16 protein-coding genes are annotated in these 12933 nt (G+C 45.9%); 6 read left to right on the forward strand and 10 right to left on the reverse strand.

Annotated features, from left to right (window positions below; all coding sequences use genetic code 11):
• The first annotated feature begins 55 nt into the window (after positions 1 to 55).
• On the forward strand, positions 56 to 568 hold the full coding sequence (locus WC647_09410) for a ferritin family protein (protein MFA6222520.1): 513 nt from the start codon (positions 56 to 58) through the stop codon (positions 566 to 568).
• 121 nt (positions 569 to 689) lie between these two features.
• On the opposite strand, the gene WC647_09415 is transcribed toward WC647_09410, so the two are convergent.
• The 4 genes from WC647_09415 to WC647_09430 all read right to left on the reverse strand — a co-directional run bounded on the left by WC647_09415 (position 690) and on the right by WC647_09430 (position 4858).
• Complete coding sequence (locus tag WC647_09415) at positions 690 to 917, reverse strand: hypothetical protein (GenBank protein MFA6222521.1); 228 nt, start codon at positions 915 to 917, stop codon at positions 690 to 692.
• Between the two features lie 82 nt (positions 918 to 999).
• Positions 1000 to 1371, reverse strand: coding sequence for an rRNA maturation RNase YbeY (ybeY, locus tag WC647_09420; GenBank protein ID MFA6222522.1), 372 nt, complete (start codon positions 1369 to 1371; stop codon positions 1000 to 1002).
• The gene (locus WC647_09425) at positions 1358 to 3853 is read right to left on the reverse strand and encodes an HDIG domain-containing metalloprotein (GenBank protein MFA6222523.1); all 2496 of its coding nucleotides are present in this window, start codon (positions 3851 to 3853) and stop codon (positions 1358 to 1360) included. Before WC647_09425 ends, ybeY begins: the two co-directional genes overlap by 14 nt.
• Before the next feature lie 6 nt (positions 3854 to 3859).
• The gene (locus tag WC647_09430; GenBank protein ID MFA6222524.1) at positions 3860 to 4858 is read right to left on the reverse strand and encodes a PhoH family protein; all 999 of its coding nucleotides are present in this window, start codon (positions 4856 to 4858) and stop codon (positions 3860 to 3862) included.
• A 115-nt stretch (positions 4859 to 4973) separates the two neighbouring features.
• Between WC647_09430 and mazG the strand changes: the two genes are divergently transcribed.
• Positions 4974 to 5792: a nucleoside triphosphate pyrophosphohydrolase gene (gene mazG / locus WC647_09435; protein MFA6222525.1), complete on the forward strand. Its 819-nt coding sequence runs from the start codon at positions 4974 to 4976 to the stop codon at positions 5790 to 5792.
• Between the two features lie 39 nt (positions 5793 to 5831).
• Here the strand turns inward: mazG and WC647_09440 are convergent, their stop codons facing one another.
• The 6 genes from WC647_09440 to WC647_09465 form a co-directional block, all read right to left on the reverse strand.
• Entirely contained in the window at positions 5832 to 6266 is a 435-nt protein-coding gene (locus WC647_09440) for a hypothetical protein (GenBank protein MFA6222526.1), read from the reverse strand.
• A 36-nt stretch (positions 6267 to 6302) separates the two neighbouring features.
• Entirely contained in the window at positions 6303 to 6521 is a 219-nt protein-coding gene (locus WC647_09445; protein ID MFA6222527.1) for a zinc ribbon domain-containing protein, read from the reverse strand.
• A gap of 119 nt (positions 6522 to 6640) precedes the next feature.
• Entirely contained in the window at positions 6641 to 6958 is a 318-nt protein-coding gene (locus WC647_09450; protein ID MFA6222528.1) for a hypothetical protein, read from the reverse strand.
• A 218-nt stretch (positions 6959 to 7176) separates the two neighbouring features.
• The gene (locus WC647_09455; protein ID MFA6222529.1) at positions 7177 to 7590 is read right to left on the reverse strand and encodes a hypothetical protein; all 414 of its coding nucleotides are present in this window, start codon (positions 7588 to 7590) and stop codon (positions 7177 to 7179) included.
• A 249-nt stretch (positions 7591 to 7839) separates the two neighbouring features.
• Positions 7840 to 8601 (reverse strand): CoA-transferase, encoded by a 762-nt coding sequence (locus WC647_09460; protein ID MFA6222530.1) that lies wholly within the window; start codon positions 8599 to 8601, stop codon positions 7840 to 7842.
• Between the two features lie 12 nt (positions 8602 to 8613).
• Positions 8614 to 9588 carry a CoA-transferase gene (locus WC647_09465; protein ID MFA6222531.1) on the reverse strand — a complete coding sequence of 325 codons (975 nt, stop codon included), beginning with the start codon at positions 9586 to 9588 and terminating at the stop codon, positions 8614 to 8616.
• Positions 9589 to 9996: 408 nt separating this feature from the next.
• On the opposite strand from WC647_09465, the gene WC647_09470 reads away from it, so the two are divergent.
• From WC647_09470 to WC647_09485, 4 genes are all read left to right on the forward strand, one after another.
• Positions 9997 to 10716, forward strand: coding sequence for an N-acyl homoserine lactonase family protein (locus WC647_09470; GenBank protein ID MFA6222532.1), 720 nt, complete (start codon positions 9997 to 9999; stop codon positions 10714 to 10716).
• 829 nt (positions 10717 to 11545) lie between these two features.
• Positions 11546 to 12076, forward strand: a complete 531-nt coding sequence (locus WC647_09475) for a hypothetical protein (protein MFA6222533.1) — start codon at positions 11546 to 11548, stop codon at positions 12074 to 12076.
• Positions 12077 to 12205: 129 nt separating this feature from the next.
• Positions 12206 to 12487, forward strand: a complete 282-nt coding sequence (locus WC647_09480) for a type II toxin-antitoxin system HigB family toxin (protein ID MFA6222534.1) — start codon at positions 12206 to 12208, stop codon at positions 12485 to 12487.
• Between the two features lie 2 nt (positions 12488 to 12489).
• On the forward strand, positions 12490 to 12879 hold the full coding sequence (locus WC647_09485; protein MFA6222535.1) for a helix-turn-helix domain-containing protein: 390 nt from the start codon (positions 12490 to 12492) through the stop codon (positions 12877 to 12879).
• The last annotated feature ends 54 nt before the right edge of the window (positions 12880 to 12933 follow it).

Here is a 12933-nt window from a genome sequence, read left to right on the forward strand (position 1 = left end):
TTATACTTGGTTTTCGCAGTTTAATTTTCAGGAACCCGCAAATCGGAGGTTTGTTATGTTTGTTTTTGGCACCGCTGAAGATGTTTTCACGATGGCTGTCCGGATTGAAGAAAATGGACACGCCTTTTATTCGGGGGCTGCAGCAAAAGCGAAAGATTCAGAGACAAAGAAACTGTTCCAGGAACTGGCCGACATGGAGGCCCATCATATTGAGTCGTTCAAGATACTCAGAGGCTCATTACCGGAAAAAGGCTTGTCTCCGAGCGTCTGGGATCCAGAAGGCCTTGCGGAAAGCTATCTGCAGGCATCGGCTGACACTCATATCTTCACCGTGGAAGCGGCTGTCTCCAGACTCAATAGTGTCGATTCGTCGGAGGAAGCGCTGAACATGGCGATTCAATTCGAAAAGGACTCTGTGACTTTTTTTATCGGCATGAAAGAACTATTGCCGGATCCGGAAGGCAAATCAGAAATCGATCAGCTAATAAGGGCTGAAATGGAACACGTTAGAATGTTGACTGCTGCGTTCAGATCTCTGAATGGGTCTGGAGTGGCTGGGATAGCATAACCGTATTGAGATCCAGGGGCCATCTGAAAACACTTCAAAACGTAGATAACTGGTCTTCACAACTGGACTTTTTCCAATAAATCCGGAGAGGCTTGAGACTAGGCGCCGGGCATTAAGAAAATTAACTGACTTTTTGCTCCTTGGCGACTAGGGAAGTCTCAAGCCTTTTTCCTTTTTTGGGTCCCTCAATAAATTCCACGCTGGCTACACATGAACCGTTGTTCGCTCCAAGACATGACAAGATCTTGCACCTGGTCGGAGTACCCTCGTCCATCAATGTTATGATGTCACCACGACATAGGAGCTGATCTCCTCTCAGGACAACATCTTTTTCTTTAGGTCTTCGCATTTACTATCCTCGTCTAGCGTATAATTCTTGAACTGCCCACAATGTACATTACCAGGCCGCTTCCCGTTTTCTTCTGAAAACACTATCTGACTATTTCGGAGTTGTCGGGGAAAAACCCCTGAAAAATATTAGAAACCATCGCTTCCATGGCTTGGGCATCGAGTTCGGAGTCATGATCAAATCCAACTATATGCAGGATACCGTGAATTAACAAATAGGTCAGCATCTCATCCTCTGAATACCCCAAGCTTCCGGCGTCTGAAACCACCCTGTCCCAACAAATGACGACGTCGCCAAGAAGATTGGGATCACACGAGGCAATTCCGGATTCCTTTTGAATGAAAGAAAGTACGTTGGTTGGGCCTTCTTTGCCTCTATATTTATAGTTGATTTCCGACATTATCGACGAATCAACTATTGTGATTGATAGTATCGAATCCTCAGCGCAACCCAAGCCGCGTAATATTTGTTCCACCCTCTGCTGGTACTGGGTCAAGTCCGTTTGAGGTTCTATCTGACGCCAATCTAAGATGATCTCCATCATTCATGTCCTGGGAATTTGATTCTTCCGGATAATCAATCCGAGAATGAAGCACTCCTTGCAAAGCCCTTACATAAGATTTCGTTATGGATTGTATATCCTTCAAGGTGAGATTGGATTGATCGAGTTGGCCCTCTCCAAAAAGGTTCATGATTAACCCGTGAACTTTTTTCTGGATACGGGCTGGAGTCGGATCAGGTAAGGTTCTGCAGGCAGCTTCGGCTACATCCGCCAGCATAACCAAAGCAGCTTCCTTACTGTTCGGCAATGGGCCAGGATAACGATATTTTTCTTCCGCCACAGGAAGCCTCGACTTGTCAGTCTTTTCTACTGCCTTATAGTAAAAAAACTTAATCAGGCCGGTCCCATGATGCTGTTGAATTATATCTATAATAGTAGCGCCCAATCCGTATTCCTTCGCTTTCTCAACACCATTCTTCACATGCGACACCAATATCAGCGCGCTCATGCTTGGTTCCAGCCGATCATGCGGATTGATACCACGCATCTGATTTTCTACGAAATATGTAGGTTTGGACGTCTTGGCGATCTTTCCGATATCATGGTAAAGAGCCCCCACCCTAGCTAATAGAGGATTTGCTCCGATAGCTTCAGCCGCTGCTTCCGCCAGATTACCGACCAGCATGGAATGATGATAGGTTCCAGGCGCTTCTATAGCCATTTGTTTCAGCAAAGGGTGATTGAGGTTGGCAATTTCTAGGAGCTTGATGTTCGTCGTGTATCCCAATCTTTCGAGAAGAGGCGCCAGACCGAGAGTTATAGGACCACAAATGACTCCCCCGAGAAAACCCAAACCGATCTCATATACGTCCTGACTTCTCTGCAACTGCCCCAGAGCCAACTTGACTCCGAGAACGGCAATCATGTTCACCAGCCCTACCACCAGACCGGCTCGGAGGATAGCTGTTCGATCAGAAACCTTGCTGACTCCATGCAGGCCCACTACGCACGCTAGAAAGAAAAAAACAAACAGGTAAACGTCACCTTCCACGGCCAATGAAGCCACCAGGGAAGTTAGGACCGCAAAGAGGAAGGCTAGCCGAGGATCAATCATGAGCGACGCTAGCATGGCTGAAGTCGCTACGGGAGCAGCGAAAAAAGAAGATTGAGGATTCACATTGTTGAAAGAGGCTGATACTGACGTAGAAATGTGAACGAAAATCTTCATAATGATGATGGTTCCAACAAGAAGCACCGATAGCAATACCAAATCTTCAGAGGCCCTTTTGGTTCTATCCAGATAGCTTTCTGAAAAGTATAGACTGAGACGAATCAATAATATCAAGAGTAGTCCGAGGCCGGCTACGATTCCATATCGGCTGTACGCCGGGTTGGCCTTGTTCAGGCCGTCAAGCTTCCTTATATGGGCTTCATTTACCGGTTCTCCCTCACGTATTATGGGTTCTCCTTTTACCACCTGAAAATACACTGGCTTTACTGAAGCAAGAGCTTCCTGTCTCAGAGCTGCAGTTTTCTCCCGATTGAAAGTAAGATTTACGTTTATCAGGTCCGTGGCGATCTTATTTATCGCTTCGGTCAATGACGTGTCATCAGATGTGTCTCGTTCCTCTTCATTGATCTTTTCCATTGCTTCTTTGAGATCGTAGAGGGAGGATACATCTTTCAGCGGTTCAAGTTTCTCCTTTGACTTGGATCGAATCAAAATGCCCTGTTTTCCGTCTCGCAAGAGCAGCTCTCTGCTCAATACAACACCCTTGAGAAGCAGTGGAATTACCAATGATTGCAAGTCTCTTTGCACTCTAGCGTTAAAACCCGCCGCTTTGAGCGCTGCGAAACTAGCCGGAGAAACATCGGCGCCAAGTAAGGTTTCAAATCTGGAACGAAGGGCATTGTCATCCATTGGCTGAAACACCTTCGCCGGAGAACTCTTGTTTTCCTGGCTCGGTTTATTTTCCTTGGCCTTATCTTCTTCTCTAGCCTTGTTTTCCGCCTCGGCGGCCAGATAGTTCTTCATGAAATTGAAGGCGTTAGCTATCCTAGCCTGAACATCATCTACCATTTCTTCATCAAGGTCATAAACAGGTAAGACCGACCTTAGAACTTCTTCCTGGTTCTTGTTCGTGGCCGCTTCGTCAATAACTTGGAATGTGATTGGGGAAAGAATAGTTTCAGGAGAGGGCTCACCAATTGTCAGGGAATAGACCTGGAAAGATCTTGGGGCAAGCAGGAATGCGCAAAACAAGGACACCCCTATCAACAGAGCCCACAATTTTGCTTTGGGATCAAGCAACCTCTGCGCCCATTCCGGAAGAATACGGCTTAATAAGCTTTTCCTCTTGATCAGCGAATCCTTGGTCTTCTCCTTGGAGGAATGCTTCGAGGAATTTTTATTTTTTGACGATGGCTCATGCATCGCAGATTATCTCCGATTCCTTATGTCAGTCACACGGTTTTCATACGCCTTTATTATCTCTTGAACAAGAGGGTGCCTTACAACATCCTGTTCCGAGAATGTCACAAATGATATTCCTTCAATATTCTGGAGTATCGCTCTAGCCTCTACCAACCCTGATCTAATCCCTGCGGGAAGATCGATCTGGGTCACATCTCCCGTAATAACAGCCTTCGATGAATATCCAAGTCTTGTCAAAAACATCTTCATTTGTTCTGAGGTCGTGTTCTGGGCCTCATCCAAAATAACGAAAGAATCATTCAAGGTTCGGCCCCTCATAAAAGCTAGAGGGGCTATCTCAATATCTTCGCGCTCCACCATACGAGTTACTTTCTCTGGGTCGATCATGTCATGGAGAGCATCATAAAGTGGCCTGAGATAAGGGTTAACTTTCTCGTGCATGTCTCCAGGCAAAAATCCCAGCTTTTCTCCTGCCTCAACAGCAGGGCGAGCTAAAATAATTCTCCTGAGCTGTTTTTTCGAAAACGAAGCCATCGCCATCGCCATCGCCAGAAAGGTTTTTCCGGTGCCGGCCGGACCTATCCCAAATACAATGTCGAAAGTCCTAATGGCCTGAATGTATTGTTTCTGGTTCCATGTCTTGGGCGTAATCGGTCTCTTGTTATGCGATGTGAAAATGACTTCCTTGAGGACATCCCTGATCTTAGCGGCCGGATCGTCCGTGAGCATCTTCACACCCTGATCAATATCTGCAGGATGGATAGGATAAGACTCTCGGGAAAGTGAATAAAGCTGCTTTATCAAACGTTCGGCAATTTCAACAGGGGATTGATCGCCGTCAATACTTAGACTGTTCCCCTTGACGGAAATTTTTACACTAAGAAGCTTCTCTATACGTTTTAAGTTATTATTGAATTCCCCAACTAATGCTTGAAAGGCCCCAATATTATCAAAGCTTATTCGGCGCAACGAGCCGGGATTTTCGACGGTCGAGTAGGGATTCAAATCTCCTCCGTCAGTAGAAAGTGTTCCAAGATCCAAACTTTGTTGGAAATACGTCTCATAAAGGTATTATATAAAATTAGTAAATTTATGGATAGATCGAAAAGGATAAGAATTAATGAATTTATTGAAAACAGGTGATGACGTTGATGGAATATTTACACAGTTGACACAACTCATAAAAACTCTTCGATCCGAAAGCGGTTGCCCGTGGGATCGAAAACAAACCTTGCGAAGTTTTCATCCCTATGTCCTTGAAGAATACCATGAACTCGTTCAAGCCATTGATGGCGTAGACCCCGATGAAATGGTTGAAGAAGCCGGTGATTTGATTTTTCTCGTGATTTTTCTGGGCCTCATGATTGAAGAATGCGGCTATGGGACCCTTCCGGACATGTTATCTGGGGTGATAGAAAAGATGACACGGCGACACCCCCATGTTTTCGGAAATGTGTCTGTGGCAAATGACAAAGAGGTTGTTGAAAATTGGTCCAAAATCAAGGCCTCAGAAGAAAAGATCAAATCAAGAAAATCTATCTTAGACGGTATTCCGAGGTCCTTGCCCGCTCTGAGCAGGGCATACCAACTTTCTTCTAGGGCAGCGAAAGTCGGTTTCGATTGGTCTGGCATGAAAGAATTATTGCCCAAAATTGACGAAGAAATCGGCGAATTCAAAAAGGCGCTCGAATATAATAATCCTGACACAGTACGTCAGGAATTCGGTGACCTGCTTTTCACCCTTGTAAATGTCGCCAGACGGCTGGGCATTGATCCCGAAGCTGGCCTAAATGAGACTTCTGACAAGTTTGAAAAACGGTTCAAATTTATAGAGACTCGCCTGGAATCCCAGGGAAAGACCTGGCCACAAACCAGCATGACTGAATTGGACGGATACTGGGATGAAGCCAAGGCCATAGAAGAAAAAGATCCGGATTAGTCGAGATTTACTTACTAATGCCTACAGGGGCGAGTCAGCTTAGACAGGGCTCACTCCTGGTATGTTTATAATGTGAAGACCGGCCTCTTTTTGAATAATCAGATCCAGGCTGTCATTCCTAATGCCTAGAGCTATTCTCCCCTGGGCGTTTCCACCTTCCATACCCGCAATGTCCCTGAGAATCTCCAAGCCTCTTGCGATGTATGCAGCAGGAGCCTTGGGCAAAACATACGTGGAATCACCAAGAATTGTTACGCCTTTGTCTTTGTCTATAGAAAGTCTCACAGACCTGCTCTCTATAGCTTCCAGCAGCACAAGGGCAAGATATTTTAGTGGGGCTTCATCCGCATCGGTTCCGGGATCTTCGGCCCAATCCGCTTTTTCCCATTCGATCAGGGGATCCTTAGTTTTCGCTTCAATTTGACAATCGATTTGTCTTTGAAGTCTCAACTGTGGGCTTTCGACATTACTCATGGCTAATACCTCCCTTTTCGCGTCATTTACTCCGGGCTAGTGACAGGAAGCGCAAGATGTGGACGTGCAGGACCCGCAACTTGATTTTCCTCCTCCAGAGGTCTTGAAGTCTCCGCCAGCGCTCTTAAAGCTACAACAGGACATGATTCTCTGCACAGGACCACCGCACTTTGGACAGCAAACTTCCTGAGATCCATATACCAGAGTTTCGAAATCATTATCACAAGGTTCACATCTGTATTCGTAAATTGGCATTATTTTTGTCCTCCGAAACACCTTCTGGTTAATTAAGATGCTCTCCGATCTTCCGAGATGCAAGCCACCTCGTCAAAAAAGAAAATTTTTGTCTGACTGGAATGGTTTAGAAAACAAGACTATTCGATTGCTTTGTTGTCGTAGTACAAAATGGTTTTGCCATCAGGAAAGGTGAGTGTTCCACCTTTAGGTGTCTCAACGAAACGGGTCGGTTTTAAGCGATTCTGTTGGGCGACTTTGATGTCCTTATTCACGCTGTCCTGATTGAATCTTTTCCACGACTGGGAGCCGTCTGGGTAGGCAAATCTAAATGTTCCGTAATCATTAACATCCATAATTGAACCCACGCCGGTGTTCACCATCTTACCTCCACAGGAGCTTAGCAAACTCATCAACACTAACATGTAAAAGAGATAAGATAGATAACGCGTATCCAAGGAGCCTCCTGATTCAATTAAGCATCCGTGACAAGAATAGCACATTAGAACTAAAATTAACATCATTTTAACATATTGATTAATTTACTTAAACCATTTAGCAAAAATAAAATTGTCAACAATTGCCCTGGGATTTCCAAACCAGAGGTCAAGGAGACGAAACATTGTATTTTAACTGAAAAAACTGTGACCCGTTTCGAGCGATTATGAAGTCTTGACTACCACTTGTCCGAAACCAACTTCAGCCATAACTCTGCGAACAATGCCCATATAAGGTTGGAAAAAATTACAAACACAGGGGTAAACAGACCAAGATCCAATCCTAGCCATCCTTTCGCCAACTTGTAAGGAAACACCACAAATAATTGGCCAATCGTTGGGCCGAGGCTAAAGATCAGAATCCTTATCCACGGCTTGTTTCGCCAGGCCGGGATTAGAAATGTAAACCCCCAGACGCCTCCCCACACTATCCTTGGATAGAGCCACATCGGCATGAATTCCGGGGCCATCTTGACACCCATGGCCTCTGTAACGCCAAAATGGCCAACGAGGAAAACCTCAAGGCTGTTTACAAGCCCCCCAAAACAGCCCGCTGAAAAAACAAAAGATAGAGATCTAAGTACGTTTTTCATAGTCATCTACCTCCAAAAAAACCGAAAAGGTCATGCCTGAGTATTCAATTTGGGAATTCCAAATTCCGTTCATAACCCCCATGTTTTTGGTGGTCAAGACTACTGAATTTGGGCCAACAGTCACATGAGCCGCATCCTCTCAGGATTTATTATTCATTCCGATCATTCCACCCAATTATCTCCTGGATTACAAGTTCACGGAGTTCACACTGTTAACGGTCATATGAACAAGCTCGTTTCAATTTCGAATCAGCTCAGGATTAGTCTTTGTGGGTCCACCTGCTCCCTGAGTGTTTTTAGTTCCAGGTCGGTTGGCGGCATAGCCTGCGTCGCCTTGGACAAATCAACTCCGAATCCCGTGTTCGCAGCTACGTCCTTGGGAGAAACGCCCGGGTAATGTGCAGACAACATCATTTCTCTTGTTGACGGATGAAACGCCATGACCGCCAGATTGGTTACCACAGCCATAGGCCCTCCCCTAAGGAACCCGGCTTTCTCCCTAGAGTCATCACCGTAAAGCCACCCAGGGCTGGTAAAGTAATCCAACTTTTCAACAAACCTTCTCTTTTGGTGTTCCATAAAAACGATAAAACCGGAGGCCAGAGAGGCGGCGTCACAGGCCCCACCACTGCCCGGAAATCTGGTCTTCGGGTGATGATAGTCGCCCAGGCAGGTTGAATTCAGGTTGCCGAAGCGATCAATCTGAGCGGCTCCGAGGAAAGCTATGGTTCTTAGTCTCCTGCTGGAAAGAAAGGAAAATGATTCAATCAGCCCCGAGTTCATTGACGCTCCGGCCATGACTCTCGGATCCGCCACCGCCAATGGTAATTCGTCCAAAGAAGGATCTATGCCTCCAGTCTCGAAAAAAACTACAGAGTTTGGAGCATGTATGCGCTTGGCCACGGTGACTGCCAACATGGAAATTCCTGTTCCAGCGAAAACCACGTCACCGTCATTTATAAGCCTTCCCGCTGTAATAGCCATCATCTCGAGTTCGGAATATCCGCCCATAAAACTTGTCCTTTACCTTCGATCTAGTCCAGGAGCATATCCCAAGGTAGGATCCGCCTTGATCTTTAGCAACTGCGATACCCCTATCTTTTCAAGGTAGGTCTCCTGATCCGGTATGTCATAAACCCACTCCTTGAGATAGCGCTTAAAGTCATTGTCATCATGGGCCATGTTACTGTACAGCCTCAGATGTGATGGGTCATAGTCATAGAAATAGTGGCAAGCGGTCGGATGGGCTGCCATCGGCGCCTTTACCACCGCATCTATCAAGAAAGGAGGAAGAGAGTTCTGGTCTGGGTCACGTCGAATCTCAGATCTGGAAAGAATTTTCTCGCATGTGACTATCACCTTGGACGCGGACTTAGCCTGCTCCAGATCGGCAAAGGTCAATCCCTTTATTCGGACTGTTCCATCTTCGCCGACGTATTGGGCGTGAATGATACATACATCTGGATTTAGGGCCGGCAAGAGGACAACTTTATCATTTTCTTTCCCGAAAGGATTTGGGACAATTTCAAGTTTCTTTGATGGTATTTTCCCCTTACCTCTGTCCTCTTCAGGAAAGCCATCGAGACGCACAATATCGGTTTCGAGACCAGATTTGGTAACCATGAACGGCAGCCCCATCGCGCCGCCCAGGAATCGTAAACTCATCTGATAGTTGGAATAATCTTCTATTTTTATGAGCCCGGAGGTCACGGCCTTTCTAAAACGAATACAGGTTGAAGCGAATCTGCCCAAGCCCCCATAGGCGATTTCCAGGTGGCTGACACATCCGGCGCCGATTAACAGATCAAGGGCCTGTCCATGTGAATGGCAAACAACGTGCAGACGCTGCATACGCTGTTTGATTATCTCTCTGGCGATGAACATTGGATTCCGGTTCACCGTGAAACCACCTAAAGCCAGTTGATCTCCATTTTTAACAAACTTCTCTACCGCTTCCTTGGCGGTCATCAGTTTGGATCCCAGGTTATCTTCAAGCATCTTTGTTCAAACCCATCTTTGTTTTTCGGTTCTCTGCGGTTTCAGACACTATAAAATAATTAACGGCTTTGAAAAAGGGACACGGGCATAAACCGCTCCACACCTATTGCATCAAAAGGACCGATGAAAATGACAATAAATCAAGAAACTGTGTTTCAATATTTTGAATCATCGCTAACCTACACCCGGTTACATATATTGAATTTCGGCTAGCTTTCTATAATTAATTGAAATATAAATACATTTTGCGCCCGTTGTAAACGACAGAGGTTTCATTATAGATTGTCGAGGGCTCCTGCAAAACCCCTGCGCCGTAACGTTAACTTGAGCGCTTATTCCATGAAAAAACTAATGCGTTCTTTCTCCGGAAATGTCTAAAACAGCGCATGATTGAGAGGTAACAAAACAATGCCAACTAATTACACAATTCACCCTTTGGCTGTTGGTTTTAATGAAACCGATCAGGGAATATTGACCTACCAGCGCTTTTATGGAAAACGCATAATATTACCCATTTACACTTTTGCCATAATGGGAGGCGCCAAAAAAATACTTGTTGATACAGGTGTTGAGGAATTTATGGCGCCAGATGATTTGGAGGAAAGAACAGGGTTTCCAGTAAGACCATTCGAAGAAGCCCTGGAGACAATTGGCTGGAAACCTGAAGATATTGAAATAGTTATTCATACGCATTTGCACAATGACCATTGCGAAAATGATTCATTGTGTTCCAACGCTGAATTCTATGTCCAGAAAGCTGAACTCGATTTCTGCATGAATCCGCACCCGATTGATCATCGATATTATCCTGATGTTCTGGATGGGGTAAACCTGAAGGTGATCGAAGGCGATACAGAAATCGTAGATGGCATAGGTGTGATCTTTACTCCGGGTCATACACCCGGTGGGCAGTCTGTTGTCATTCAAACATCAGCCGGCAAAGCGATCATAACAGGTTTGTGCTGCAATTCTGAAAACTTTCCCTCAGGCGGGGGTATAATAGCGCCTGGGGTATTGCTGGACGCGATCCAGGCGTATGAAAGTATGAAACGTATAAAAGAAGAAGCTGATATCTTGATACCGGTTCACGAACTGGCGGTTGGAAGAACGCCAAAAATCCCGGCATAGGGCAAAGGAACTTTTTCACCGGGTATATTTGCAAGCCGAAGCGGGCTGTCAATGGTTAACAGATTGGAAATACTTAGGAAGGTGTGGTCGGGGCGACTGGATTTGAACCAGCGACCACCTGAACCCCATTCTCGCTGATTTAGTAATCATTTCAATGATTTCACCCAATTATCGTGCCGACCGTTGCTTGTTTTTTAGTTATGAGACGTGGTTTCCCGTTGTGATGATCCGCAAATCTCACGCAGCGACCTCTGTCTTCGACACCGCTATAATAACGGTTTACAAGATTTTAATAAAGATTTCTATGGGACAAATGTCGTTCCATATCCCAAAATAAATCATTTCCAGACAATTTTGTCATTCCTTTCTCGGTTTACAGTTAATTCGGGACATCAAGTATTTAAACGTCTCTGAGCGATTTAAGCGCGCAACCAACATCAGCCCGATATATTCTTCATAATGTTGCTTAAAACATCTCACAACGAATTCAAGGGGCCCTCTGATAGAAGAGGCGGTTTTAAATTTTAACCATACAGCAGGTATGTAGAGCGGAAAGACATCCACCGCGTGCGTGTAGAGACGCCAACTGAACTCGAATCAGTGGTTCCAACATAACCGTGACGACATAAACGGAAATGACCAGAGGGGGGGATCAGAAAATCCTGGCTGTTGGATTGAACATTCCACTCCGCAAAGGTCCACTAATTGCCAGGCCTCAATTCCTGTACATTGGCGGTTCGCGAAAAGAATAGCTGGCCCTAAGCTATTAAGGGGTGGTTACTAGCGACCCACGATAATCTTCCTGATTTTGGGAATACGAGATTGTTTCTTGACACCCGAAGCTCATTTATTTGCCCATCACGCCGCTTTCATTTCCCTGGCCCTCAACATGCAGTTGCTCTTTTTAAATTCCCGTTTTGATCCCGCATGTTTCGGCCAGGGCAAGCGTCGCGCCGCCAGACATCTTTTGCTTTTTCCCGTTACATATTGCGGCGTCGTTCCTTGGTTTACGGACTATATCACGCCGCCTGCTAATACTCCGTCACGTCACGTGCTTTCCGATAATATCTGTATTGCACGTTCCTTGCCGGGCAACAGGCGTGCCCGCAGCGGCTTTCTCGGCCATTCCTCGGCCATCTCAGGCGGTCTTACCATCCTGTTTCCCATCGGATTAATTCATGTTTGTCGTCGCGTTCCAGAACCCTGGTTGGTTCCAAGTGGGCGGTCTTACATAAAATGGCGTTTTCCGACCCTGCCGGGTTCCATTCGCTGCCGCTCATCCGAAAACAAATTTTATGTCATCTCTTTTCTCAGTCTACAGGTTTGGGCTCTATGGATTATTTGTTGGTGGCTGTTCTGAACAGATCACAGCTATGTCCGCGCCCACCCGCCTGTGACGGCTCTGGCTACCGCCGCCTACATCCCTCTAAACAGTCTTCTTGATACAACACCTCAAAAACATTATAGTTCACTCGTGCGAGTCATTTCGATGAAAAAGCTGAGGGAATTTTGGCAGCATGGCCACGCAGAGGCTGAAAAGCCGTTGCGGTCCTGGTATGAAGAAACTAAGAAGGCTGTCTGGCAAGGCCCTGCAGATATAAAGGCCCGATATCAACACGCGAGTTTGCTTGCTAAAAACAGAGTTGTCTTTAATATTAGCGGCAATAATTACCGTCTTGTCGTCTGGATTAGATACGACAAGCAAATTGTCTTCATTCGATTCGTGGGTACTCACGCTGAATATGACCGGATTGACGCCCAGGAGATCTAGATATGGAAATTAAACCAATCAAGACTGAAGCTGATTATGAGGCAACACTCAGTGAAATAGAAAAACTCTGGGACTCAGGACCGGACACTCCCGAATCCGACAGGCTCGACATACTCGTTACTCTGGTTGAAGCTTATGAAACCAAGCACTATCCGATCGATCCGCCTGATCCGGTAGACGCTATTAAATTCCGCATGGAACAGATGGGTTTAACTGACAAAGACTTAGGTAAATATATGGGCGGTCGCGGCAGAGTTACCAAAATACTTAACCGTCAACTCCCCTTGAGCCTGGATATGATCAGGAAACTGCACAAAAATCTTGGCATACCGGCCGAAGTTCTTATATCTGAACCGTCTATTTCCGAAGGAACAATCACGCCCAGGGTATAGGGGTAATCGGCTTACCTTGCTGGGGACACCCACCTGTAACGGCTCTGGCCTTCG

The sequence above is a fragment of the Desulfomonilaceae bacterium genome, from assembly GCA_041662605.1.
In the GTDB taxonomy this organism is placed as follows: Bacteria; Desulfobacterota; Desulfomonilia; order Desulfomonilales; family Desulfomonilaceae; genus CAJBEZ01.